The sequence below is a fragment of the Celeribacter sp. genome (assembly GCF_048270365.1).
GTDB lineage: Bacteria > Pseudomonadota > Alphaproteobacteria > Rhodobacterales > Rhodobacteraceae > Celeribacter.
In genome coordinates, this window is the sequence record NZ_JBLWTA010000003.1 from 308123 (window position 1) to 330710 (window position 22588).

Below are 22588 nucleotides of genomic sequence, written 5' to 3' on the forward strand. Positions count from 1 at the left end.
GCTGCGCAACGGGTCAAAATCAGTTTTCTCAAATGGCGGAAAATGTCCATTATAAATCTCGCGATTAGTATCCATTTATAACTCTTTCAAATTTCCATTTGTGTCTGCATTCAGTAGAAAACGCCACAAAGGCGACTGTGCACATCTTTGTTTGTGGGCTTCGTATTGAATAAAGAAATTTCGATACACAAACCTTCCCCCTAAAGGCAAAAAGACGCCATAAATGAAGGCAATGCCACCTAAAAAGCCAAACGGCATCGCAATGACACCAATGCCTTTAGCAAAGGCGTCAAGCTCAAGGGGCAAGCTCCCACGTACGACTAAATGGTGCAAAAAAACGGAGACTAAGGTCATCACTATGAGAGCCAAGCAACCAACAATTGAAACAATGACTGCAGCCTTAATCTTTTTTCTGTCCATTTTCACAGCTTTCATCCTTAGAGGGTTTGCACCATCAGTTTACTATACGGCGAATTGGAGGCGTATAAACCGCATCTGAGGTGCCCCTGGTTTCCTAGACATCTGCCTTGTCAGTTTGCGCTGTCTGTGTTCGCAGTTAATGGCGACAGCATGCCTTTGGTCGTCTGCGCGGCGAAGTCCGGCTTCCCGCCTTCTGGCAAAACCGCTCGCGTATGCGGCCCATATCGACCGATAGGTGGATAACGGCAACTTCGTCCGCACAGTAGACTTTACCGCACCAAATGCCCGACTTGGACCAAAGCTATGCCAAAGCGTCCGCATACCCGTTACGCGTTATTTCGGCAAACGCCATATATGATATAACATCACATATCCTTACAACCCTATCTCCGCACCGCAGCACGCTTTCCTTCCGCAATCGAACGCACATTTCCGATTTGGATCGGGCAACGGTATGCGGCGGTCTACCCTCAAGAAACAAGAAGATTAGGCTCTCCCCTGACGCGAGGCCCTGCCCTCGCCTCACGCAACCCCATGAGGAGGAGACCCGCAATGAAAGCGCTCGTATACCAAGGCCCCGGTCAAAAGGACTGGGTCGAGAAAGACAAACCCGGCATCGAGAAACCCACCGACGTGATCGTCAAAGTCACCAAGACGACGATCTGCGGCACGGATTTGCACATCCTCAAGGGCGACGTGCCCGCCGTCACACCGGGCCGGACGCTGGGCCATGAAGGTGTCGGCGTGGTCGAGGCCGTGGGCGAGGCGGTCGCCAATTTCAAACCGGGCGATCCGGTGCTAATTTCTTGCGTGACGTCCTGTGGCAAATGTCCGAATTGCAAGCGTCAGCTCTACGCCCATTGCGATGACGGCGGCTGGATTTTGGGCCATCTGATCGACGGAACACAGGCCGAGTACGTCCGCATCCCGCATGGCGACAATTCGCTCTACCCGATCCCCGAAGGCGCCGATGAGGAGGCCCTTGTGATGCTCTCCGACATCATGCCGACGGGGCTTGAGATCGGCGTGCAATACGGGCGCGTCAAACCGGGTGACACGGTGGCCATCGTGGGCGCCGGTCCCGTGGGCATGTCGGTGCTTTTGACCGCGCAATTCTATTCACCCGGGCGCATCGTGATGATCGACATGGACCCGGCGCGGTTGGAACTGGCGAAACAATTCGGCGCCACAGATACGCTTGAGGTCGGTTCGGTCGATGTGGTCGAGGAGATCATGAAAATGACCGGCGGGCTTGGCGTCGATGTCGCCATCGAGGCGGTCGGCGTGCCCGCCACCTTTGACACCTGTCAAAAGATCGTCTCCGCTGGCGGCTCCATCGCCAATGTGGGCGTCCATGGCAAACCCGTCGAGCTGCATATCGAAGAGCTCTGGATCAAGAATATCAATATTTCCATGGGCTTGGTCAGCACCAACACCACGCCGATGCTGTTGAAAACGCTGAAGTCTGGCAAGGTCGATCCGGCGCGGCTTGTGACCCACCGGCTCAAACTGGACGAGATCATGGAGGCCTATGAAATCTTCGGCAACGCCGCACGCGAGAAGGCGATGAAGATCATCCTGACCGCCTGAACCCCGCCAGAATCAAGACCGTCGGAGCCATCCCCATGGCCCCGGCGGTTGTTTTCGGTAAAAATCTGACAACAGGGAAGATTTCTCTTTCTTTACCCCTTTCGCCTCCGGACGACACGGGTCACAGTCCCAGCGATTATGACTACCGGGGCTTTGGCGCCCCGAAACGAAAAAAGGATCTTCCGATGTCGTCGCCGAAAAATGCCGTGACCACCTTCTTGCGCCCGCTGGCCACTGCCGCCGTTCTGGGCCTCACCGCCCTGCCCGCCGCCGCCGAGCCGGAGATTTTGACCTTTGACGATCTCGATGTCTTCGAAGAGCTGCTGAGCGGTTTTGGCTCGGTCGAGGCCGACACCGATGGCGAAGACGACCCGATGTTCCGCGGTCGCATGAGCGGCACGCGTTACGCGCTCTATTTCTACGGCTGCGACAACCACACCGACTGCAACAACGGCACCTTCGTGGCCTATTTCGACGGCGACGACTATTCCACCGACCCGGCTGTGATCAACGATTACAACAACAGCTACCGCTTCGGAAAAGCCTCTGTCGACAGCGACGGCGATCTTGAGATCAACTATTCCTTCGCCTTCAAAGGCGGCATCACGCGGGTCGCTCTGGACGACACCTTCGATTGGTGGCGGGTGATTTTGGAAGAGGCAGAAGAGCATTTCGAATAAGCGAAACGCGGCTTTGAATGTCACAAAAGGGCGTCCTCAGCGGGGCGCCCTTTCTTATTTAGGCATTTAAAAGCAAGACGTTGCGTTCAGTTGTCCGCAGGCGTCCCAAACCCCTGCGCTGCAAAAGCCTCTCGCGCGGTCTCGCCCCCCAGATAGAGCATGAACTCTGCAGCCGCCTCTGTATTGCGACCTGTATTGTGGTCCGCGATCATGGCCATCGGGTAGACGATGGGCGGGTGGCTGTCGGCCGGGAACGTGGCTACGACGCTCACGCGCTCTTCGGCGACGGCATCCGTGGCGTAGACGATGCCGTAGGGCGCCTCGCCCAAGGCGACGAGCGCCAGTGCGGCACGGACGTTGTCGGCCTGGGCCACCTGCGGCGCGAGCGTGTCCCATAGGCCGAGATGCGTCAGGGAGGCCTTGCCATAGATGCCCGCAGGCACCGCATCGACCAGCGCCATGGCGAGGCGGTCGTCGCCTAAAGCCTCCGGTAGCGCCTCGATCTCCATCGCTTCGGCGTCACCTGTTGCGATGAGCACGAGGTCATTGGTCACCAGATCGCGCCGCGTGCCTTCGGCCAAAAGACCGTCCTCTTCGAGCGCATCCATCCAGCCGGGATTGGCAGAGATGAAAATGTCGGCGGGCGCGCCCTGTTGGATCTGCCGCGCGAGCGCCGAGGAGCCCGCGTAGGAGATTGCCAGATCATGGCCGGTCTCGGCCTCAAACGCGGTTTCGATCTCGCCCAGAGCATTGGTCATGCTGGCGGCGGCGAAGACGGTGATCTGATCGGCGTAAAGCGTGGCGGGCGTAGCAAGGAGCGCCGCGAGACAGACGGCGGTCAAGGAACGTGTGAGCATGGTAGGTCCAGTCTTTTCGATATGTTTTCACAAACATATTGCAAAGCAGGCCCTCAAAGGCAAGCGATATTACCGACCGGAAATATCGAAAATCTACGGCGCCAAAAGCGCCTCAAGCGCGGCGATGTCGTCTTGTCCGGCCTGCAAGGTGATCTCTTCAAGGTGGCGGTAATGCGCCAGCACCAGCTCCCCCATCTCCGTCAAAGACGCTCCACCGCCATGGGCACCGCCACGGCTTGAGTGCACCAAGGGCGCGCGAAATGCCGTGTTCATTTCTTCGACCAGAGACCAGGCGCGTTTGTAGCTCATCGACATGCCACGTCCGGCCGCGGCGATGGACCCGGTGTCGCGAATGCCCTCCAACAGATCGGCCTTGCCCGGCCCAAGCATCAAGAGATCGCCGAAATGCAGCCTGAGCCGAAGGCGGATCGGGGCGGCGGATCGGGGCGACTTTTGGGGCATATCAGGGGACATTTCTGGGGCGGGCGGTGTTTGATTATCCTGCATAAACGGACTGTGCCGCGCCGCGTCGCCTTGCACAAGCGCGATGATCGCAGCTCACGTCGGGCACAGCCGACTTTCCATGCGCAAAATCTTGCTTAATCCTGACGCCCCGGCCATTGACGCCCATGCCTCCCGCCCCTAGGGTCCGCGCGTTTTTGCAAAGCCTAAAGCCATGCTTCCAAACATATTTTTCGCTTCACGATCACACGCGTCAAGGACCCACATGTTGAAACCCCTCTCTCTCGCCACCGCTCTTTGCCTCTGCCTTGCACAACCCATTTTGGCACAAAATGACGTCAAAGACGCTCATGACCACCCGTTGATTTCGCGCATGCCCGGCACCGATATTGTCGGCTATCACACCTCCGAGTATCAGGAATTCATGATCGCCACCGGGCGGCTCACGCCGGGCGAAGACCTCCCGCCGGTGGAGCGGTTCGAGGGCACATCGACCACCCTGACCTACCGCGCGCAGGAAAAGTCCCTCTCGGCGCTGGCGATCTTTCGCAACTTCGAGAAAGCCTTTGAGCAGGCCGGGTTCGAGCCGAAGTTCACCTGTAAATCCGACGCCGAATGCGGTGATCGCTTTGTGCGGCAACTCTATTGGTACGGCGATCCGCAGCGTCAGGGTCAAAACCCCTATCTGGGGGCACCGAACCGGCATGGCGACGACGAAACCTATTTCTACTGGTCCGGCACCGGCGAGGCCGAGGGGGGCACTTATATCATCTCGCTTCTGGTGGCCCAGCAAACGGCAATGACCTTCCCGGCCAGCATCGTGCTCGACATCAGCCAGACAGAGGCGTTGAACGACGAGCGGATCAGCATCAATCTCGAAGGTCTGACCGACGACATGGAAAAAGACGGCCATGTGGTGCTCGACGGGCTGTTTTTCGACTTCGACAAAGCGACCCTGACCGAAGAGTCCGCGCCGGCGCTTGAGATCATCGCGGAGTATCTCGACAACCATACCGACAAGCGCTTTTACGTCGTGGGTCACACCGACAGCCAAGGCGCTCTGGCCTACAATCGCGATCTGAGCGAGGCGCGCGCCGAGGCGGTCAGCGCCGCCCTCGCAGGACAATATGGCATCGACCGCGCGCGGCTGACGCCCTACGGCGCGGGGCCTGTGGCGCCGGTCACGAGCAATGCCACGGACGCCGGACGCGCCAAGAACCGTCGGGTGGAGCTTGTGCTTCAGGAGTAAGTATAGCCCCTGCCCCTGTGCGCAACGCGATGCGCACAGGGATGTGCACCAGGGTTGCCGAAAAACTGACGCACCAGCACTTTCCGCTCTCGACGGCTGGCCGATTGCGAATTATCTATAAAATATGAGCACAGCCAAATCCGAACCTATCGCCACCCGCATCGCCCGCGCTCTGGCCGAGCGCATCATCTCCGGCCGGATCGACGCCGGGGAGCGGCTGCGTCAAGATCACATTGCCGAGGAATTCGGCGCCAGCCATGTGCCGGTGCGCGAAGCCTTCCGTCAACTCGAAGCGCAGGGGCTGGTCGAAAGCGAACCCCGGCGCGGCGTCCGGGTCACGCGGCTCGGGCCCGACGAGGCGCAAGAGATCGCCGAAATGCGCGCAGTCCTCGAAGCGCTGGCGCTCCGCCATGCCGCACCGCATTTGACCAAAGCCATTCTCGATGAGGCCGAAGAGGCCACAAAAGCCGGGGATCGCGCCCCCGATGTCGCAACGTGGGAACGGGAAAACCGTCGCTTTCACCGCTTGATCCTGACGCCCTGCGGCATGCCGCGTCTGTTGCGCAGCATCGACGAACTGCATATTGCCAGCGCAAGATTCCTGTTTCGCGGCTGGCATGCCGAATGGGAAAGCCCCACCGACCGTGATCACCGCGCCATTCTGGTTGCCCTGCGCGCGGGCGATGTCGATGGGGCCGCACAGCGTCTGTCGCACCATATCCGCTGGAGCGGCAAAAAGCCCGCGGGGTCGCCCAAGCGCCTCGTTCAAGCCGCGCGCTGAGTTAGAATTCTTTCCCTCAAAAACAACAGATTGCCCCTTTGCGTGCGGCTCGCGCGCAGGGATCTCTTGTGCTTTATCTCGAAATGTGGCGAATTTTAGATATAGATTCTTAAAATAATCTATAATTTACAAAAGGACCACCACATGACCGCCACCCCAACCACCCAAACGCGAACGCCGGACCGCTTTAGCCCGCTGGATCTGCAAAGCCGCTCCCTGCCGATCAAGCTTGCCGCGATTTTCTTGGGCAGCCTGTTTCTGGCGACCTCTTCCTATATCGAAGTGCCGATGATCCCCGTCCCGGTCACCCTGCAAACCTATGCGATCATGCTTGTGGGCGCGCTTTATGGTTGGAAGCTTGGCGGCCTCACGGTTCTCACCTGGCTGATCGAAGGCGCTGCGGGTCTGCCGGTTCTGGCAGGCGGTGCCTCCGGGGTTCAGCACTTCCTTGGCGCCACCGGCGGTTACCTTTTCGCCTTTCCTATGTCCGCCATGCTGGTCGGCTGGTTGGCCGAACGCGGCTGGAATGGACATCGCCCGTTCCGAGCCTTTGCAGCCATGCTTTTGGGGACGGTGCTGTGCCTGTCGCTCGGCGCCGCCTGGCTCTCGACCTTGATCGGGGTGCAAAAAGCCGTGACCGCAGGTGTCCTGCCCTTCCTGATCGGTGCTGTTCTGAAATCGGCCTTTGGCGCCGCCACGCTCAGGCTGATGCAAGCCACGCGCTAACCCTCAGCCACACAGAGACGCGCAGCACATCTGCGCGCCTCGCTCAGCTATAAGGCCCAGCCATAACGCCCCCAAACGGGCTGGCGAAATAGGTCAGCTCTTTTAACATTATTTCGCGCGCACCCCGCCCCACGACATTTTATTCACGAAACGGCGGTTTTGCAGTTGACGCCTGCTGCGGCTGCACATAATGTCGCCGCACGCAATGAAGGACCCCAAGCCATGTCAGGCATTATTCTTGTAGTCGTAGGGAAAACGCGCATGGGCCGGTGACGGTTAACCAGAATGGAACCCATGCGCCCCCGATTGAAACCGGGGGCTTTTTTATTGCCAAAAACGTAAGTGACGCGTGAGACGGAGAGAAACATGACACGTCAGATGACCGGAGCAAAAATGGTGGTTCAAGCCCTAAAGGATCAGGGTGTGGACACGGTATTTGGCTACCCGGGGGGCGCTGTCCTTCCGGTCTACGACGAAATTTTCCAGCAGAACGACATCAAACACGTTCTGGTGCGCCATGAGCAGGCCGCAATCCACGCCGCCGAAGGCTATGCGCGTTCGACCGGCAAACCCGGTGTGGCTCTGGTGACCTCGGGTCCCGGCGCGACCAATGCGGTGACCGGTCTGACGGACGCGCTGTTGGATTCGATCCCGCTGGTGGTCTTCTCCGGTCAGGTGCCGACTTTCATGATCGGTACGGACGGGTTCCAAGAGGCCGACACCATCGGCATCACCCGGCCCTGCACCAAACACAACTGGCTGGTGAAGGACACTGACAAACTGTCGGAGACCATTCATCAGGCGTTCCATGTCGCCACCTCCGGCCGTCCCGGCCCGGTGCTGATCGACCTGCCGAAAGACGTGCAATTCGCCGATGGCGAATACACGCCCCCCGCGAAAGCCAAGGTGAGCCATTACCAGCCGCGCGTGAAGGCCTCCATCGAGGACATTAACAACCTCGTCGCTCTCATCGAAAAGGCCGAGCGCCCGGTGTTCTACACCGGCGGCGGTGTGATCAACTCCGGCCCCGGCGCATCGCAACTCTTGCGCGAGCTGGTCGATGCCACGGGTTTCCCGATCACGTCTACTTTGATGGGTCTGGGCGCCTACCCGGCGTCGGGCAAGGCGTGGCTCGGGATGCTCGGGATGCATGGTCTCTATGAGGCCAATATGGCGATGCATGGTTGCGATCTGATGATCAACATCGGCGCGCGGTTCGATGACCGGATCACCGGCCGGATTCAGGACTTCTCGCCGAATTCCACCAAGGTGCATGTCGACATCGACCCCTCGTCGATCAACAAGATCATCCGCGTCGACCTGCCGGTGATCGGCGATGTGGGCCATGTGTTGGAAGATGTGCTCAAGGTCTGGAAATCGCGTGGTCGCAAAACCGCCGACACTTCCGCGTGGTGGACACAGATCGAGGAATGGCGCGACGTCCGTTGCCTGACCTACAAGCCCTCCGAGACAGTGATCAAACCGCAATATGCGTTGGAGCGTCTCGAAGCGCTGACCAAGGGCATGGATCGCTATGTCACCACCGAAGTGGGCCAGCACCAGATGTGGGCGGCGCAGTTCCTCAATTTCGAGGACCCGAACCGCTGGATGACCTCCGGGGGCTTGGGCACCATGGGCTACGGTTTCCCGGCCTCCATCGGCGTGCAATTGGCGCACCCGGAGAGCCTCGTGATCAACGTCGCCGGTGAGGCCTCGTGGCTGATGAACATGCAAGAAATGGGCACGGCGATGCAGTACCGCGCGCCGGTGAAACAGTTCATCCTGAACAACGAACGCCTCGGCATGGTGCGTCAGTGGCAGCAACTGCTGCACGGCGAGCGCTATTCGTCGAGCTGGTCGGAGAGCCTGCCGGATTTCGTAAAATTGGCCGAAGCCTTTGGCGCCAAGGGCATTCAATGCTCTGATCCCAAAGATTTGGACGACGCGATCATGGAGATGATCAACTACGACGGTCCGGTGATCTTTGACTGCCTCGTCGAGAAGCACGAAAACTGTTTCCCGATGATCCCCTCGGGCAAGGCACACAATGAGATGCTTCTGGGCGATGCCTCCGTCGAAGGTGCGATCAAATCCGACGGCGCGGTGCTGGTCTGATGAAACGGGTCGGGAAAGCACTCCGCACGGCTCTGGTCGCGTTGATCGCGACCTGGGGTCTTGCGGGCTGCATGTCCCCGGATGCCGTCGAAGTGTCCTCCGGTGGCTTCGACTTTGCGGTCGAGATCACGGGCGACACCGCCGTCGCGCGCAATTATCACACGGGTCGCCTCAACTTCGCCGAACTCGAAGAGGCCGCCCGCTCCGCCATTGAAACCGCCTCCGGCTGTGCCGTGCGCACGCTTGCGAAACGCGGTGAGATCAACACATTCGACGCCACTTTGACCTGTGCGTCCTGAGGGAGAAAACCATGTCCGCCCTACGTATCCAACAAGGCTCCACCAGCCATTCCGCCTATGACCTTCGCGATTACCACGCCGAGGTGATCGAAAAACACACGCTGGCCGTTCTGGTCGACAACGAAGCTGGCGTTCTGGCCCGTGTCATCGGGTTGTTTTCTGGCCGTGGCTATAACATCGAAAGCCTGACCGTCGCCGAAGTGAACCATCAAAGCCATCTGTCGCGCATCACCGTGGTGACCACAGGCACCCGCGATGTGATCGAACAGATCAAGGCTCAGGTCGGCCGTATCGTACCCGTCCACGAGGTCCACGATCTGACCGTCGAAGGCCCCTCGATCGAGCGCGAATTGGCGCTCTTTAAGGTCGAAGGCACTGGCAACAACCGCATCGAGGCGCTGCGTCTGGCGGAGATTTTCCGCGCCAATGTGGTGGACAGCACGCTTGAAAGCTTTGTCTTCGAGATGACCGGCACGTCGGAGAAAATCGACGCCTTTGCCGAGCTGATGCGGCCTCTGGGTCTGGTGGAAACCGCCCGCACGGGTGTCGCCGCTCTGGCGCGGGGCAGCCACGTCTGAGCTCAAGCCACCAAGACGAGTCCCCAAGACGAAAACAAAGGGCCCCACGCGGGCCCTTTTGCGTCTCCCTGCGACTTATCTGAGCGGCGCGAATTTGTCGAAAAAACCGCGCACCAGAGGCGAGTAGATTTTGCGCTCGCGAATGCCGAGTTGGTGTCGCGAGGCGATGAGGGCGGACAGGCTCGGCTCCAGGCGTTCCAAAAGGATCGGCGACGGTGCGATGACGTCCTGCGTCGAGACCGAACTGCCGAAATAGAACTTCGGATTGCCGATGTAATTGGGTTCAAAGCCCCCCAGCACCATGAGCGGCACCTGATCCATCGTCACCATGAAGGCAAAGCCCACCAGCTGACGAAACACAAGCCCACGAAACAGGCGGGGTTTCGCAGCGCGCGGCAGGCCGATCCGGGCGCCGGAGGTATAGGGCATATAGCCCCGAATGCGCAGATTTCCGTTGCCGTCGTAATAGAATTTTAACAGCGTCGTGCTGATGTGATCGGGCACGAAATAGGACACGCGGTGGTGCAGGTAACAGCCGGCGGGAAAGGCCTCGGGCGCGATTTTAAGCGCGTCGACGTCGAAGAGAAACGACGACAGAACACGCGAGGTGCGCTCTTTCATTGCCTGATCCCGCAGACAGTCCAAAGGCTCCAACAAAATGCGCGCATCGACGTCGAAATGCGTGCAAATCTTGTAAAGCACATCAGGGCGCGGGAAAGCCTCGCCTTTCAGGTAGCGGTTGAACTGGGTGCGATTGATGCCGAGATCGCGGCACAGCTGAGAAATAGAGCCCGCCCGTTTCGAGAGCTGCCGCAAATTCGTTCCAAAAATATGGCGCAACTGCGCGGGAGATAATTCTCCTTGCTGCACGCGTCCCCCCTCCTCTGAGCCCCCTCAAAACACGTCGGGTCTTTTCGGACATCCCGTCCTCTATACTCCAATTGATCAGTAAAACGGATCGTCCATCGCCCCAAAATGGAACCGGTAGGATGGCTGATCATGGCCCCTGCAAAGGTTTTCCATCAATTGAATAGGGAGATTATGCGCCCTAGAGCCGTTTTTTGATACAGTTTTGTTTCACTTCTCGAAAACTCTTATTATTTGACGCGGTTTAGCGTCATCTTGCGTTCGGTTGTGACACATAAATCGGAATATTTCTCGATATCTGCTCGTGTTATAAGTGAATGCTCACAGAGAATGACGATATGTCGAGTGTTGAGCGTATTCAGAAGAGTATTCAGATGGATGGAATTGTTATTTGGTCCAACCCTGACACGCATAAGGCCGTGATTTGGTGCAGTGACCACGCCGATTTGGTGTACGCGTCCGGCGCAGATGCCATGCTTGGCTCTTTTGCCATGCCGGAGGCCGGGACCATGGTTTCTTTCAAAACACGCATGGCAAACGGGGTCCGCATCTGCACCCATTTGGCCCCGCTTCAACGCGATGTGGCCCCCGAACTGGCCCAGGCTTTGCGCGACTTTGCGGCAAGCCCTGATTGCGGCCTAGCCCTTTTGACAGGTCGATAGACACAGCGCTTTCACGCGACAGATCGACATAAATCCGACAAAGACAAGAAAAAAGGGGGACCAAACTGGCCCCCCTGAGGTTCGCTGATCAGGCTCATCATTGATACCGCCCGGTAAGTTTTTTTGCCTGCGGCCTGATCCGCGTCAGGGGCGAACGCATCCGCCCCGGAAAAGGAATTCTGATCAGAACCCCTCACTCTGGATGCTCCTGACGCATATGGTCGATAGAGCATCCCCACCCCGGTTCAGCCGTGAGGGGCTGAACCGTATCCCATCGTTGCCTCAGGGCGAAAAACGAAAACCGGTTCCCACTTTTCGTGCCCTTGCGGCGAGTTCAGCCGTGAAGGGCTGAACCGTATCCCATCGTTGCCTCAGGGCGAAAAACGAAAACCGGTTCCCACTTTTCGTGCCCTTGCGGCGGGTTCAGCCGTGAGGGGCTGAACCGTATTCTTTTAATGCAGCACCTGCCCCGCAGAGCTGTTGACCGAAAACGTCGCGCGGCATCCGTGTTCGCCCTCGGTGCGGTAGGTTTGCACCGAATAGGTCACCGACAGGGACGGCACGCCCAGGACAGAGACCGCATGGCTGCCGTCATAGGCATCGGCCAGCGCGCCCACGACATTGCGGTCAAACTCCGCCTCCAAAGTGTTGCCGCGCATCGTCACGCGATCTGCCGCGCACAATTGACCGGCGATGTCGAAAACCAATTCCATTCTCATGCTCCTCAGCTACAGCCGGATGTGCCGCCGCAGGTGTTGCATTTCATGCAGGTGCCGTTGCGCACCAGCGTGTAGTTGCCGCATTCGCCACAAGCCTCGCCCTCGTAGCCCTGCATCTTTGCCTTATCGCGCGCCGTCATCGACACGGTGCCGGTGGAGAGCGCGGTCTCAGAGGTCGCTTTGGTTTCAGGCACCAGCGTCTGAAGCGCGACTTGCGGATCGATGGAGCCATCCAGCGCCACGGCGCCCGACTGCATTCCACCTTGCAAAACAACGAGTTCCTGCGGCAGGCGCTTACGCAGATAGCCGGTCGAGGAGATTTGTTTCAGCACCTCGATGGATTTGGCGGAGGCGCTTTCCGACGGGGTCTTGATGTTGGACACGCCTTCGGCGGCGTCCTTATCAAGATCGTCAAAGGCCGCGCCCTGCGGTTTCACATGCGCCAGATCGGTACGGTCGAGGTAGCTGACGGCCAACTCGCGGAAGATATAGTCGAGGATCGAGGTGGCGTTTTTGATCGAGTCATTGCCCTGCACCATGCCCGCCGGTTCGAATTTGGTGAAGGTGAAGGCGTCGACGAACTCTTCCAAAGGCACGCCATACTGCAGCCCGACAGAGACCGCGATGGCGAAGTTGTTCATCATCGCCCGGAAACCGGCGCCCTCTTTGTGCATGTCGATGAAGATCTCGCCCAGAGAGCCGTCTTCGTATTCGCCGGTGCGCAGGTAGACCTTATGCCCGCCGACGATGGATTTCTGGGTGTAGCCTTTGCGACGATCGGGCATCTTTTCGCGGCCGCGCGCGACCTCTTTGATGATGACCTTCTCGACGATTTTCTCGGCCAGCACGGCGGCTTTTTCCTGCGCGGTGCCGGAAGCCAGAATTTCCTCGGCCTCTTCGTCGTCCTCGATCAGAGCAGTGGCCAACGGCTGCGACAGTTTCGAGCCGTCGCGGTAGAGCGCATTGGCTTTGGTGCCCAAGGACCAGGACAGCTCGTAGGCGGCCTGGCAGTCCTCGATGGTGGCGTCATTCGGCATGTTGATCGTCTTGGAGATCGCGCCGGAGATAAAGGACTGCGCCGCCGCCATCATGGTGATGTGGCTCTCGACCGACAGATAACGCTTGCCTTTTTTGCCGCATGCGTTGGCGCAATCGAAGACGTTGTAATGTTCTTCCTTGAGGAAAGGCGCGCCTTCGAGGGTCATCGTGCCACAAACGTGATCATTGGCCGCCGCGATGTCTTTGGCGGTAAAGCCAAGGCTGCGCAGCAAATCGAAGCTTGGGTCGTTGAGTTTCGCCGCCGGAATGCCGAGCGTCTTGGTGCAGAACTCTTCGCCCAAGGTCCATTGGTTGAACACAAAGCGGATGTCAAAGGCGGAGGGCAGAGCGGCCTCGATCTTGTCGATCTGCGCCTGACCAAAACCGTGGCCGATCAGCGCGGTGTGGTTGATCCCCGGCGCATTGCCGATGGTGCCATGACCCACGGCGTAGGACACAATCTCTTCGATCTCGGATGAAGAATAGCCCAGCTTTTCAAGGGCTGCGGGCACGGAGCGGTTGATGATTTTGAAATAGCCACCGCCCGCGAGTTTCTTGAACTTCACCAGCGCAAAGTCCGGCTCGATCCCCGTCGTGTCGCAATCCATCACCAGACCGATGGTGCCGGTGGGCGCAATCACGGAAACCTGCGCGTTGCGGTAGCCGTTTTTCTCGCCGAGGCTCAGCGCCTCATCCCAAGCAGATTTCGCGAGTTCCACCAGATGCGCGTCGGGGCAGTTGGCGTGATCCAAAGCGACCGGCTTGACCTCAAGGCCCTCGTAGCCGGTGGATTTCCCATAGGCGGCGGTGCGGTGGTTGCGAATGACGCGGAGCATGTGCGCGCGGTTCTTCTCGAACTTGTTGAAGGCGCCCAATTCGCCCGCAATCTCGGCGGAGGTCGCATAGGACACGCCGGTCATGATCGCGGTCAAAGCGCCTGCAAGTGCCCGGCCCTCATCAGAGTCATAGCCAAAGCCCATGTTCATCAAAAGCCCGCCGATGTTGGCATAGCCCAGACCCAGCGTGCGGAAGTCATACGAGCGTTGCGCGATCTCTTGCGACGGGAACTGCGCCATCATCACGGAGATTTCCAGCGTCAGCGTCCAGATGCGGGTCGCATGCATGTAGCTTTCCGCGTCGAACACGCCGTCGTGCAAGAAGGTCAGCAGGTTCATCGAAGCAAGGTTACAGGCCGTGTCATCGAGGAACATATACTCGGAGCACGGGTTCGAGCCGCGAATGTCGCCATCTTCCGGGCAGGTGTGCCAGGCGTTGATCGTATCGTGGAACTGGATGCCCGGATCGGCACAGGCCCAAGCGGCATGGCCGACCTGTTCCCAGAGATCGCGGGCTTTCACGGTCTTAGCGACCTTGGCATCGGTGCGGCGCAGCAATTCCCATTCGGCATCGTCTTTCACAGCCTTCAGAAACGCGTCGGTGACCCGCACGGAGTTGTTGGAGTTCTGGCCGGAGACCGACGCATAGGCCTCAGAGTCCCAATCCGTGTCGTAGGTCGGGAATTCGATCGAGGAATAGCCCTGTTTCGCGTAATCCAGCACGCGTTTGACGTAGGTTTCAGGAATGGCGACCTGTTTTGCGGATTTCACAGCCGCCTTCAGCGCCGGGTTTTTCGACGGATCGAAAGCATCGGCTTCGGCCCCGTCCCACGTGCCAATCGCGTCGAAAATCGCATTGAGCTGGCGTTCGTGCATCTTGGAGCCCGCGACGATGGACGCCACTTTCTGCTCTTCGATCACCTTCCAGTTGATGAAATCTTCGATGTCCGGGTGATCCATGTCGCAGATCACCATTTTCGCCGCGCGGCGCGTGGTGCCGCCGGATTTGATCGCGCCCGCCGCCCGGTCGCCGATTTTCAGGAAGCCCATAAGCCCAGAGGATTTGCCACCGCCCGAAAGGCTCTCATTCGCCGCACGCAGCGAGGAAAAGTTGGTGCCGGTGCCGGAGCCATATTTGAACAGACGCGCCTCACGCACCCAGAGATCCATGATACCACCGTCAGACACGAGATCGTCGGCGACGGATTGGATGAAACAGGCGTGCGGCTGCGGATGCTCATAGGCCGAAGACGAGCGCGTCAGCTCACCGGATTGATAATCCACATAATAATGCCCCTGCCCCGGACCATCGATGCCGTAGGCCCAATGCAGACCGGTGTTGAACCACTGCGGGCTGTTCGGCGCGCCCATCTGGGCCGCAAGCGTGAACCGCATCTCGTCGTAATAGGCTTTGGCGTCGTCTTCAGAGGAGAAATAGCCGCCCTTCCAGCCCCAATAGGCCCAGGCGCCTGCGAGACGGTCGAACACCTGTTTCGCGGACGTTTCCCCACCAAACCGCGCCTCTTCGGGCAGTTTTGCAAGCTTGTCTTCGTCGGGGATCGAACGCCAGAGGAAAGACGGAACGCCTTTTTCACGGACTTTTTTCAGTGCCGCTGGCACGCCAGCCTTGCGGAAATATTTCTGCGCGATGACGTCGGAGGCGACCTGCGACCACTTCGAGGGCACTTCGCAATCGTCGAGATGAAACACCACCGTGCCGTCCGGGTTGCGGATTTCCGAGGAGGTCTTGGTGAACTCCAGTTCCGCATATGCGTCTTTGCCTGCCGTCGTGAATTTGCGTTCGATTTTCATCTGCTCAACTCTCGCGTTGTTTTGCTTTACCGCCAAATTTCCGTCACCGGCGACCCGTCGACCTCCTCCACATCTTGTGTTTTCTCTTCGGCAAGAAACACGCCCGGCTCACAGACAAATCTAAGTCATCCCGGTGCGGCCATAGCCCCCGGATGCGACAGAGATTCGTCTTTGGTCCTCAAGCTGATCCTCGGTGGCATATCCGTTCTCACCCCGGCCGCACCCTTTGTTTTCAAGCCTTTCGACCTGAAAGCCGGTGCGATCCCTACGCGGATATGTCCCCCGAGACCCTTGTCTCTCGCCGTCGAGTAACAACTAAATGTAGTGTGTCCCTCATCCGGCTCCCACAATGTGCAGCGGCTGAGCCCTCGTGGTCAACGCAAAATTTACCCTTTTGAAACGCAAAAAACGTTTGACGAAAATTGCCCACAGCCCCCTACGATTCGAAGACCCTCGCGTTAATACTTTTTTCTTTGTTTCCTATGGGTTTCGCAAAATTCGTTAAGACTTTGCACAAGCAGATGTGGATAAGTGACCGCGACAAAAAAACGCTCGACCTGCCCCCTGTGTGGCACGTTTGCACAATTCATCAGCATACTACATCTAGTGGACCAACCGATGCGGATGATGGCTCAAAAACGCCAGTTTTCTCAGGAAAAACCCTGAAAACCGGCAGGGTTAGCCGCCAAATAGGCGCATTTATACCGCCATCGCACATATATGCGACCAAGGCAGCCACGCTCGAATCATTTTTATGACGCAATCACAAGTTGCCCCGTGCGGCACCGGTTTCAGATCGACCAGAACAGTGTCCTCGAGGCCATCCCTCTCCGAGACAGTCAGTCCGGCATCATCAATGAACAGGACGCGGGCAATGAACCGTCGTAAGACGGGCACGGAGCCAGACATCATGCTGAGTGGAGAAAGTGGTCGGGGCGGCGAGATTCGAACTCACGACCCCCTGTACCCAAAACAGGTGCGCTACCAGACTGCGCCACGCCCCGACCGTGCGCCTCTCCTACCGTGCAAACGCGCGGTTGAAAAGCACTTATTTGCGTCTCAGTCGGTGAGACAGGGATCCGCCGCCTCGGCCCCAAAGGCAGGATGGCGGAGATGATCGCCGGGACGAATGCCCAAAGCACGCGCCAGACCACCATTGATTTCGAGCACCGCATAGACGGCATCGCCCCCGGCAATAGGGGTCCGGTCCAAAGGCACGGCCTCGTCATGCACACGGGTCACCACGCCACGTTGATCAACAAAGATCATATCCAGCGGGATCAAGGTGTTGGCCATCCAAAACGACACCGGCTGCGGCTTTTCATAGACGAACAACATGCCATGCGAGCGCGGCATCTCGGGCCGGTTCATCAGCCCAAGCGCCCGTTCACCGGCGTCGTCGGCAATCTCGACCGAAAAACGCGCCTGCGTCTTCGGCCCCGAGATCACAACCTCATCCATGCGGCAGGTGTTTTGCGCCAGCGCAGGCATGGCGGCGACGCAAAAGATCGCGGTCAAAAGTCTCGGGACACGCGACAGGCGGCGCATCTCAGGCCTCCGCCTCTTGCGCCTCACGCAGCGCCACATCCCAGGCGGTGACATGCGCGGCCATCCGGCCCCGACGCCCGTCGATGACGCGAAGCCCGACGGCCTCGCCCGGCATCAAATCGGCCAGACCGGAGCGACGGAGCACTTCGATATGGATGAAAACATCCTCAGGGCGCCCAAAAACATTGGCGAAACCAAAGCCTTTGCCCTTGTCGAACCATTTCACACGCGCGGGCTCGAGCGGCAAGGACAGGCTTTCCTCATCGATCTCCTCGAGGTCTTCCAGCATCGTCCCGGTGCCCGGCGCCGGGGGTGCAATTTCAAGCACCTCGACCGCCTGCACACCGCGATCCGTGCTTTGCACCACGAGCCGCACCATAGCGGCATCCGCTACGGAGCTTTGCCCGAAGTTACGCAGAACATTCGCATGCAACAAAATATCCGGACCGCCGTCATCGGCGATCACAAAACCAAAGCCGCGAGTCGGATCGAACCATTTTACATGGCCCGAAACGACCTTCCCCAAGTCTGTGTCGTTCATTCTCTCATTTACTCAATAAGGGCCAATGCGCATTTCGACTGGCCCATAACAGGGGGTACGCACCCCTCATCCCGCTCTGAACCTGAGACAATCGGGCGGAAGGTGCAAGCCCCCTTCCCCCTGTCTTTTTGATCAGTTGCAAAGCTGACCTTACGTAAACCACACTCTCAAGGATTCAGGCGCAGAATGTTCCACGCCGCGTCCGGGCTCTCGCGACGCCAGCGGAAGCGGTCGTGCAAACGGAACTCACCATCGGCCCAGAACTCGATCTCCAAAGGCGTGATCCGATAGCCGCCCCAGAACGGCGGGCGTTTCGGATTGGGGCCGTGTTTGAGGCCCTCTTTGGCCACGGCTTCCATCAGTGCAGTCTTCGCCGAGAGCGGTCGCGATTGCTGGCTGGCCCAGGCGCCGATACGCGATCCGAGCGCGCGGGATTTGTAATAGGCGTCGGAGGCCTCCGGCGTTTCACGAGCAATCAGGCCGCGCACACGGACCTGACGGCGCAGCGATTTCCAATGCATGACAAACGCTGCTTTTCCTGCACTTTCAATCTCTTGCCCCTTGGCACTCTCATAGTTGGTGAAAAACACAAAGGCGTCGTCAGCGATCTCTTTCAAGAGCACCATCCGCACATTCGGCAGGCCGTCCGGGTCCACCGTGGCGATCGCGATGGCGTTGGGATCGTTGATCTCTTTGGCCTCGGCTTCGGTCAACCAACGTCGCGAAATTTCGAACGGGTCGTCTCCGGCGAAAATGCCTTTGCGGGGGACATCTGCTGACACCATGGCGGCTCTCCTCTGGCGGCGTTCTTAGTTGCTTTCGGGATAGTCCTATTGCGCCCGAGCGACAAGACAAACCCCGCGCACACCCCGCCGTCACAGGTCCGCACAAGCGGTTTGCAGCGGCCAAATGACCCTACGTCGTGAATTTGCCGGGGCCAGACTTGATCGCTTTGCGCAAAACCCCTAAAGCACGTTTCAACATCCAATAATAAGCGGAACAAGACACGCCATGACGAAACTGATGGACGGCAAACGCGGGCTGATCATGGGCCTTGCCAACGACAAATCAATCGCCTGGGGCATTGCCAAAGCGCTCTCCGATCATGGCGCTGAGCTGTGTTTTTCTTATCAAGGTGAACAGCTTAAGAAACGGGTCGATCCGCTGGCCGAACGTCTGGGGTCCGATTTCGTTCTGGAATGCGACGTCTCCGACGAAGCCTCGATGGATGCGCTTTTTGCCGAAATCGAAGCGAAATGGGGCAAGCTCGACTTTATCGTGCACGCCATCGGTTTCTCCGACAAAAACGAGCTGCGCGGTCGCTACGTTGACACCACCCGCGACAACTTCAACCTGACCATGGACATCTCCGTCTTCTCCTTCACCGCAGTCGCACAGCGCGCCGCGAAGCTGATGACCGAGGGCGGCTCGATGCTGACCATGACCTATTACGGCGCCGAGCGCGTGATGCCGCATTACAATGTGATGGGCGTCGCCAAGGCCGCTCTGGAGGCCTCCGTGCGCTACCTCGCCGAAGATCTCGGCAAGGACGGCATTCGCGTCAACTCGATCTCCGCCGGTCCGATCAAGACGCTCGCCGCCTCCGGCATCGGCGACTTCCGCTACATCATGAAGTGGAACGAATACAACTCGCCGCTGCGTCGCAATGTGACCATCGACGATGTGGGCAATTCCGCGCTTTACCTGCTGTCCGATCTGGGCGCGGGCGTGACCGGCGAGACCCACCACGTTGACGCCGGCTACCATGTCGTCGGCATGAAGGCCGTGGATGCCCCGGACATCTCCAAGGGCTGATCTGCACCACAAACGCTTGAAAACGGGGGCTTCGGCTCCCGTTTTGGTTTACAGATGTCTTTGGGAGGAGACATGACCCTCGCGATTTTTCTGTCCATTTTGAGCCTCCACATGGTCGCGGCGATGTCGCCCGGCCCCTCTTTCGTGGTCTCCGTGCGCACTGCCGCCTCCGAAGGATTCCGCCCCGCCTTCGAGCTTGCCGTGGCCTTTGGATTGGGTGCGGTGATCTGGGCGCTGGCCGCCATGTCTGGCCTCTCGATCCTGTTCGAAATTTTCCCCCGCGCCTATCTCGCCTTCAAAATCGCGGGCGGGATCTTCCTGATCTGGATCGGCTATAAGACCTTCCGCCATGCACATGATCCGCTGCCCGAAACCACACTGCTCGCCAGTCCGCGTTCGCTCGCCAATGCCTTTCGCCTCGGCCTCATGACGCAATTGTCGAACCCGAAGCCTGCGGTGTTTTTCGGCGCGGTCTTTGCCGGGCTGATCCCGCCCGAGACCTCTTTGGCCGTTAAGGGCTTGTTGTTGTTTTTCGTCTTTTTTGACGAAACACTGTGGTATGTGATTGTCGCGCGGCTTTTTTCACGGCAAAAAGCACGACAAGCCTATGGCCGGGCCAAGCTTTGGACCGACCGCGCCCTTGGCGGTATGATCGCCCTGTTCGGGGTCCGGATCGCAACCCAATAAGCCGCCCAACTCGTTGAAAGGATCAAAAGAGATGTCCGACCGCCTGCCCCATGAAAAAGGCTTTCACATCAGCTGGGATCAGATTCACCGCGACAGCCGGGCGCTGGCGTGGCGGCTCGATGGCAAAGGGCCGGATGATGGCGCGTGGCGTGCCATCGTGGCGATCACCCGCGGCGGCATGGCGCCTGCGATGATCATTGCGCGTGAGCTGGACATCCGCACGGTCGATACGATTTCGGTGAAATCCTACGACCACCAAAGCCAGAGCGACGCCGTGGTGCTCAACGCGCCGAATGACGAGATGATGGGCGACGGCACCGGCATTCTGGTGATCGACGATCTGGTGGACAGCGGCAAGACGCTTGAGCTGGTCCGCTCGATGTATCCCAACGCGCATTTCGCCACCGTCTACGCCAAGCCGAAAGGCCGGCCGCAAGTCGACAGCTACATCACCGAAGTGTCTCAGGACACGTGGATTTTCTTTCCATGGGATATGGCGATGCAATACGTCAAACCCTATCGCGGTCGCGACTAAGACACATACTAAGGGGCCAAGCGGCCCCTTTTTCATGCGCCCTTCGCGCCCAGAGCCTCGACCTTTTTGAGCCAGCGCGTGACGGTTTTGGGCGTCGCATCGGTGGCGCCCGCGAATTGCGTCAGCCGCACCGGTTTGATGCCGACAAATCCCAAGATATGGCCTTTGAGCGTCGACGCAATCGGATTGCGATAAGCCAGCCACAGGAACCATGTCGGCGTATCTGACGTCAGCACCACCCGCGCGCTGCGCCCCGTCAGCATCGGCGCGGGCATGCCGAACCGGTTCGGGTTTCGGGTGTCAAATGTCCGTCCCGGCAAGAACGCGCGATCAAACAACCCCTTAAGCTTGGCAGGCAGGCTCCCCCACCACATCGGCGCGACGATCACCACATGCTCCGCCCACGCGATATTCGCCATGACCTCTTCGAGATCGGGTTCCAGCGGCTTGACGTCTTTGTAGCCCGCGCGTTCGAAATCCATGTCGAACCTCAGAGTGTTCAAATGCTGAAAACGCGTCTCGAACCCTGCGGATTTGGCGGCCTTCGTGTAGGTTTCAGCGAGCGTTTTCGACAAAGACGTCGCGGCCGGATGACCGTTCAGGATGTAAATGCGTGTTTTGGACATCGGGTCCCCCAGATAAAAATGACCACGGTCAAATTCATAGCGACCAAAAGTGACCACGGTCAATGTTTAATTTGACCGCGGTCATAAAATATGCAAAATCCCGCTATGACCAAACCAATCCAGAAACGCGCGTTCGCGACCCGGGACAAGCTGCTCACAGCGGCGAAAGATTTGATTTCAAAAGAAAGTTTCGAGGCCCTGCGCGTCGAGGACGTGGTGCGCGCGGCGGGGGTCGCCAAGGGCACGTTTTTCGCGCATTTCAAGGATAAAGACGCACTGATGGAGCAAATCATCGGCGCGCGTATGGCCGATTTGATCGTAGAAACAGCAGACGCGCCGACGCCGAGGGAGATTCCGGCGATGGTCGAGCTGCTCTTACCGTTGATCCATTTCATGACCTCAGAGCGCTATGTCTTCGATGTGATCGTCCGGCACTCAGGCGCGGCAGCGATTTCGGACATAGGTCCCATCGCGGAACAATTCGATGTGCAGATCGCCCTCTTCGCGCGTTGGGCCCAAGAGGTTCCCTACCGCCCCGACATCGCGCCGGAATTGGTTGGCGAAGGCATCAGCGCGTTTTTCATTCAGGCCATCGCATTGAATTTCTGCGCGCTCAACAGCCGTCAGGCATTGGAGAGCCGGCTGGAGAGCTATCTCGAGGCCTGGCTCTGTCCGAAGTAAGACGGTTCAGGCCGCAGAGGCCGTGCCTTGCGAGCGCCAGAGCATATCCTGAACGTTTTCAATCGCATGTTCGGCAATCGCGAGACTGTTTTCGCGATCGAACCCACGCATTGCCGCATCAATCGCACCACAGGCCGAGCGCACCAGATAGCCCGCCTGTCGCGGCATCATGTCATAAGAGGCATCGCGGATGTCCTCCGTCATTTCCTCTTCGCGGGCCTGATCGCCCTCGCGCGCCGCCGTCAAAGCGTCCCGGAGCGCGTCAATCAATGTGTCATATCCGTTAGGTGCGGCGAAACCATATGCCATATCTGTAACCTCATTTATCCTGTTGTGTCCCCGGGTTGAGCCCCGGAGCATGTCTGCTTTTATCCCTCGTGCGCACGCCCCGTTTCAAAATCGGACACGCCTCTTATGAAGAGGCAGATGGGGGCGTTTTTCTTCAAAGTCATCCAAGAGTGAGA

24 protein-coding genes and 1 tRNA gene are annotated in these 22588 nt (G+C 58.7%); 13 read left to right on the forward strand and 12 right to left on the reverse strand.

The genetic code is table 11. The annotated features are described in order from the left end of the window. Window positions 1-75: 75 nt before the first annotated feature. Entirely contained in the window at window positions 76-426 is a 351-nt protein-coding gene (locus ACN0X0_RS06280) for a hypothetical protein (protein WP_417278459.1), read from the reverse strand. A gap of 546 nt (window positions 427-972) precedes the next feature. Between ACN0X0_RS06280 and ACN0X0_RS06285 the strand changes: the two genes are divergently transcribed. Both ACN0X0_RS06285 and ACN0X0_RS06290 read left to right on the forward strand, forming a co-directional pair. After that, on the forward strand, window positions 973-2010 hold the full coding sequence (locus tag ACN0X0_RS06285; protein ID WP_417264310.1) for a zinc-dependent alcohol dehydrogenase family protein: 1038 nt from the start codon (window positions 973-975) through the stop codon (window positions 2008-2010). 185 nt (window positions 2011-2195) lie between these two features. Further along, a complete protein-coding gene (locus ACN0X0_RS06290; RefSeq protein WP_417264311.1) occupies window positions 2196-2690 on the forward strand; it encodes a YbjN domain-containing protein in 495 nt (164 codons plus the stop codon). A gap of 86 nt (window positions 2691-2776) precedes the next feature. Here ACN0X0_RS06290 and modA read toward each other — a convergent pair whose 3' ends face one another. Both modA and ACN0X0_RS06300 read right to left on the reverse strand, forming a co-directional pair. After that, the gene (gene modA, locus ACN0X0_RS06295) at window positions 2777-3547 is read right to left on the reverse strand and encodes a molybdate ABC transporter substrate-binding protein (RefSeq protein ID WP_417278460.1); all 771 of its coding nucleotides are present in this window, start codon (window positions 3545-3547) and stop codon (window positions 2777-2779) included. 93 nt (window positions 3548-3640) lie between these two features. Continuing rightward, complete coding sequence (locus tag ACN0X0_RS06300) at window positions 3641-4009, reverse strand: winged helix-turn-helix domain-containing protein (RefSeq protein ID WP_417278461.1); 369 nt, start codon at window positions 4007-4009, stop codon at window positions 3641-3643. Between the two features lie 265 nt (window positions 4010-4274). On the opposite strand from ACN0X0_RS06300, the gene ACN0X0_RS06305 reads away from it, so the two are divergent. From ACN0X0_RS06305 to ilvN, 6 genes are all read left to right on the forward strand, one after another. Further along, complete coding sequence (locus tag ACN0X0_RS06305) at window positions 4275-5258, forward strand: OmpA family protein (protein ID WP_417278462.1); 984 nt, start codon at window positions 4275-4277, stop codon at window positions 5256-5258. 124 nt (window positions 5259-5382) lie between these two features. Beyond that, window positions 5383-6039: a GntR family transcriptional regulator gene (locus ACN0X0_RS06310; protein WP_417278463.1), complete on the forward strand. Its 657-nt coding sequence runs from the start codon at window positions 5383-5385 to the stop codon at window positions 6037-6039. Window positions 6040-6183: 144 nt separating this feature from the next. Then, complete coding sequence (locus ACN0X0_RS06315; RefSeq protein ID WP_417278464.1) at window positions 6184-6765, forward strand: biotin transporter BioY; 582 nt, start codon at window positions 6184-6186, stop codon at window positions 6763-6765. A 366-nt stretch (window positions 6766-7131) separates the two neighbouring features. Then, the gene (locus tag ACN0X0_RS06320) at window positions 7132-8880 is read left to right on the forward strand and encodes an acetolactate synthase 3 large subunit (RefSeq protein WP_417278465.1); all 1749 of its coding nucleotides are present in this window, start codon (window positions 7132-7134) and stop codon (window positions 8878-8880) included. Further along, complete coding sequence (locus ACN0X0_RS06325; protein ID WP_417278466.1) at window positions 8880-9179, forward strand: hypothetical protein; 300 nt, start codon at window positions 8880-8882, stop codon at window positions 9177-9179. Before ACN0X0_RS06320 ends, ACN0X0_RS06325 begins: the two co-directional genes overlap by 1 nt. A gap of 11 nt (window positions 9180-9190) precedes the next feature. Next, complete coding sequence (gene ilvN / locus ACN0X0_RS06330; protein WP_417264320.1) at window positions 9191-9757, forward strand: acetolactate synthase small subunit; 567 nt, start codon at window positions 9191-9193, stop codon at window positions 9755-9757. A 75-nt stretch (window positions 9758-9832) separates the two neighbouring features. On the opposite strand, the gene ACN0X0_RS06335 is transcribed toward ilvN, so the two are convergent. Then, entirely contained in the window at window positions 9833-10573 is a 741-nt protein-coding gene (locus ACN0X0_RS06335; RefSeq protein WP_417278467.1) for a helix-turn-helix domain-containing protein, read from the reverse strand. Window positions 10574-10998: 425 nt separating this feature from the next. On the opposite strand from ACN0X0_RS06335, the gene ACN0X0_RS06340 reads away from it, so the two are divergent. After that, the gene (locus ACN0X0_RS06340; protein WP_417264322.1) at window positions 10999-11286 is read left to right on the forward strand and encodes a hypothetical protein; all 288 of its coding nucleotides are present in this window, start codon (window positions 10999-11001) and stop codon (window positions 11284-11286) included. A 452-nt stretch (window positions 11287-11738) separates the two neighbouring features. Here ACN0X0_RS06340 and ACN0X0_RS06345 read toward each other — a convergent pair whose 3' ends face one another. The 6 genes from ACN0X0_RS06345 to pdxH form a co-directional block, all read right to left on the reverse strand. Further along, window positions 11739-11999, reverse strand: a complete 261-nt coding sequence (locus ACN0X0_RS06345; protein ID WP_226553346.1) for a hypothetical protein — start codon at window positions 11997-11999, stop codon at window positions 11739-11741. Between the two features lie 11 nt (window positions 12000-12010). Next, window positions 12011-15691: a vitamin B12-dependent ribonucleotide reductase gene (locus ACN0X0_RS06350; protein WP_417278468.1), complete on the reverse strand. Its 3681-nt coding sequence runs from the start codon at window positions 15689-15691 to the stop codon at window positions 12011-12013. Between the two features lie 927 nt (window positions 15692-16618). Next, window positions 16619-16695 (reverse strand) — tRNA-Pro (locus ACN0X0_RS06355). A gap of 55 nt (window positions 16696-16750) precedes the next feature. Continuing rightward, window positions 16751-17239, reverse strand: a complete 489-nt coding sequence (locus tag ACN0X0_RS06360) for a DUF192 domain-containing protein (RefSeq protein WP_417261387.1) — start codon at window positions 17237-17239, stop codon at window positions 16751-16753. 1 nt (window position 17240) lies between these two features. Then, a complete protein-coding gene (locus tag ACN0X0_RS06365; RefSeq protein ID WP_226553344.1) occupies window positions 17241-17780 on the reverse strand; it encodes a cold-shock protein in 540 nt (179 codons plus the stop codon). Between the two features lie 167 nt (window positions 17781-17947). Beyond that, on the reverse strand, window positions 17948-18565 hold the full coding sequence (gene pdxH / locus ACN0X0_RS06370; protein WP_417278469.1) for a pyridoxamine 5'-phosphate oxidase: 618 nt from the start codon (window positions 18563-18565) through the stop codon (window positions 17948-17950). 226 nt (window positions 18566-18791) lie between these two features. Between pdxH and fabI the strand changes: the two genes are divergently transcribed. From fabI to gpt, 3 genes are all read left to right on the forward strand, one after another. Then, complete coding sequence (gene fabI, locus ACN0X0_RS06375; RefSeq protein WP_417261385.1) at window positions 18792-19595, forward strand: enoyl-ACP reductase FabI; 804 nt, start codon at window positions 18792-18794, stop codon at window positions 19593-19595. A gap of 72 nt (window positions 19596-19667) precedes the next feature. Further along, window positions 19668-20282 carry a LysE family translocator gene (locus ACN0X0_RS06380; protein WP_417278470.1) on the forward strand — a complete coding sequence of 205 codons (615 nt, stop codon included), beginning with the start codon at window positions 19668-19670 and terminating at the stop codon, window positions 20280-20282. Between the two features lie 31 nt (window positions 20283-20313). Then, complete coding sequence (gpt, locus tag ACN0X0_RS06385) at window positions 20314-20817, forward strand: xanthine phosphoribosyltransferase (protein WP_417261383.1); 504 nt, start codon at window positions 20314-20316, stop codon at window positions 20815-20817. 32 nt (window positions 20818-20849) lie between these two features. Here gpt and ACN0X0_RS06390 read toward each other — a convergent pair whose 3' ends face one another. Next, entirely contained in the window at window positions 20850-21443 is a 594-nt protein-coding gene (locus ACN0X0_RS06390; protein WP_417278471.1) for an NAD(P)H-dependent oxidoreductase, read from the reverse strand. A 105-nt stretch (window positions 21444-21548) separates the two neighbouring features. Here ACN0X0_RS06390 and ACN0X0_RS06395 point away from each other — a divergent pair, with 105 nt between their 5' ends. Next, entirely contained in the window at window positions 21549-22124 is a 576-nt protein-coding gene (locus ACN0X0_RS06395; protein ID WP_417278472.1) for a TetR/AcrR family transcriptional regulator, read from the forward strand. A 6-nt stretch (window positions 22125-22130) separates the two neighbouring features. Here ACN0X0_RS06395 and ACN0X0_RS06400 read toward each other — a convergent pair whose 3' ends face one another. After that, entirely contained in the window at window positions 22131-22433 is a 303-nt protein-coding gene (locus tag ACN0X0_RS06400) for a hypothetical protein (RefSeq protein ID WP_417278473.1), read from the reverse strand. Window positions 22434-22588 lie beyond the last annotated feature (155 nt).

Excerpts from the sequence above, each read along its gene's own strand:
- ACN0X0_RS06285 (WP_417264310.1), top strand. The coding sequence starts at position 973 with ATGAAAGCGCTCGTATACCAAGGCCCCGGTCAAAAGGACTGGGTCGAG.
- ACN0X0_RS06290 (WP_417264311.1), top strand. The coding sequence starts at position 2,196 with ATGTCGTCGCCGAAAAATGCCGTGACCACCTTCTTGCGCCCGCTGGCC.
- modA (WP_417278460.1), bottom strand. The coding sequence starts at position 3,547 with ATGCTCACACGTTCCTTGACCGCCGTCTGTCTCGCGGCGCTCCTTGCT.
- ACN0X0_RS06300 (WP_417278461.1), bottom strand. The coding sequence starts at position 4,009 with ATGCCCCAAAAGTCGCCCCGATCCGCCGCCCCGATCCGCCTTCGGCTC.
- ACN0X0_RS06305 (WP_417278462.1), top strand. The coding sequence starts at position 4,275 with ATGTTGAAACCCCTCTCTCTCGCCACCGCTCTTTGCCTCTGCCTTGCA.
- ACN0X0_RS06310 (WP_417278463.1), top strand. The coding sequence starts at position 5,383 with ATGAGCACAGCCAAATCCGAACCTATCGCCACCCGCATCGCCCGCGCT.
- ACN0X0_RS06315 (WP_417278464.1), top strand. The coding sequence starts at position 6,184 with ATGACCGCCACCCCAACCACCCAAACGCGAACGCCGGACCGCTTTAGC.
- ACN0X0_RS06320 (WP_417278465.1), top strand. The coding sequence starts at position 7,132 with ATGACACGTCAGATGACCGGAGCAAAAATGGTGGTTCAAGCCCTAAAG.
- ACN0X0_RS06325 (WP_417278466.1), top strand. The coding sequence starts at position 8,880 with ATGAAACGGGTCGGGAAAGCACTCCGCACGGCTCTGGTCGCGTTGATC.
- ilvN (WP_417264320.1), top strand. The coding sequence starts at position 9,191 with ATGTCCGCCCTACGTATCCAACAAGGCTCCACCAGCCATTCCGCCTAT.
- ACN0X0_RS06340 (WP_417264322.1), top strand. The coding sequence starts at position 10,999 with ATGGATGGAATTGTTATTTGGTCCAACCCTGACACGCATAAGGCCGTG.
- ACN0X0_RS06345 (WP_226553346.1), bottom strand. The coding sequence starts at position 11,999 with ATGGAATTGGTTTTCGACATCGCCGGTCAATTGTGCGCGGCAGATCGC.
- ACN0X0_RS06350 (WP_417278468.1), bottom strand. The coding sequence starts at position 15,691 with ATGAAAATCGAACGCAAATTCACGACGGCAGGCAAAGACGCATATGCG.
- ACN0X0_RS06360 (WP_417261387.1), bottom strand. The coding sequence starts at position 17,239 with ATGCGCCGCCTGTCGCGTGTCCCGAGACTTTTGACCGCGATCTTTTGC.
- ACN0X0_RS06365 (WP_226553344.1), bottom strand. The coding sequence starts at position 17,780 with ATGAACGACACAGACTTGGGGAAGGTCGTTTCGGGCCATGTAAAATGG.
- pdxH (WP_417278469.1), bottom strand. The coding sequence starts at position 18,565 with ATGGTGTCAGCAGATGTCCCCCGCAAAGGCATTTTCGCCGGAGACGAC.
- fabI (WP_417261385.1), top strand. The coding sequence starts at position 18,792 with ATGACGAAACTGATGGACGGCAAACGCGGGCTGATCATGGGCCTTGCC.
- ACN0X0_RS06380 (WP_417278470.1), top strand. The coding sequence starts at position 19,668 with ATGACCCTCGCGATTTTTCTGTCCATTTTGAGCCTCCACATGGTCGCG.
- gpt (WP_417261383.1), top strand. The coding sequence starts at position 20,314 with ATGTCCGACCGCCTGCCCCATGAAAAAGGCTTTCACATCAGCTGGGAT.
- ACN0X0_RS06390 (WP_417278471.1), bottom strand. The coding sequence starts at position 21,443 with ATGTCCAAAACACGCATTTACATCCTGAACGGTCATCCGGCCGCGACG.
- ACN0X0_RS06395 (WP_417278472.1), top strand. The coding sequence starts at position 21,549 with ATGACCAAACCAATCCAGAAACGCGCGTTCGCGACCCGGGACAAGCTG.
- ACN0X0_RS06400 (WP_417278473.1), bottom strand. The coding sequence starts at position 22,433 with ATGGCATATGGTTTCGCCGCACCTAACGGATATGACACATTGATTGAC.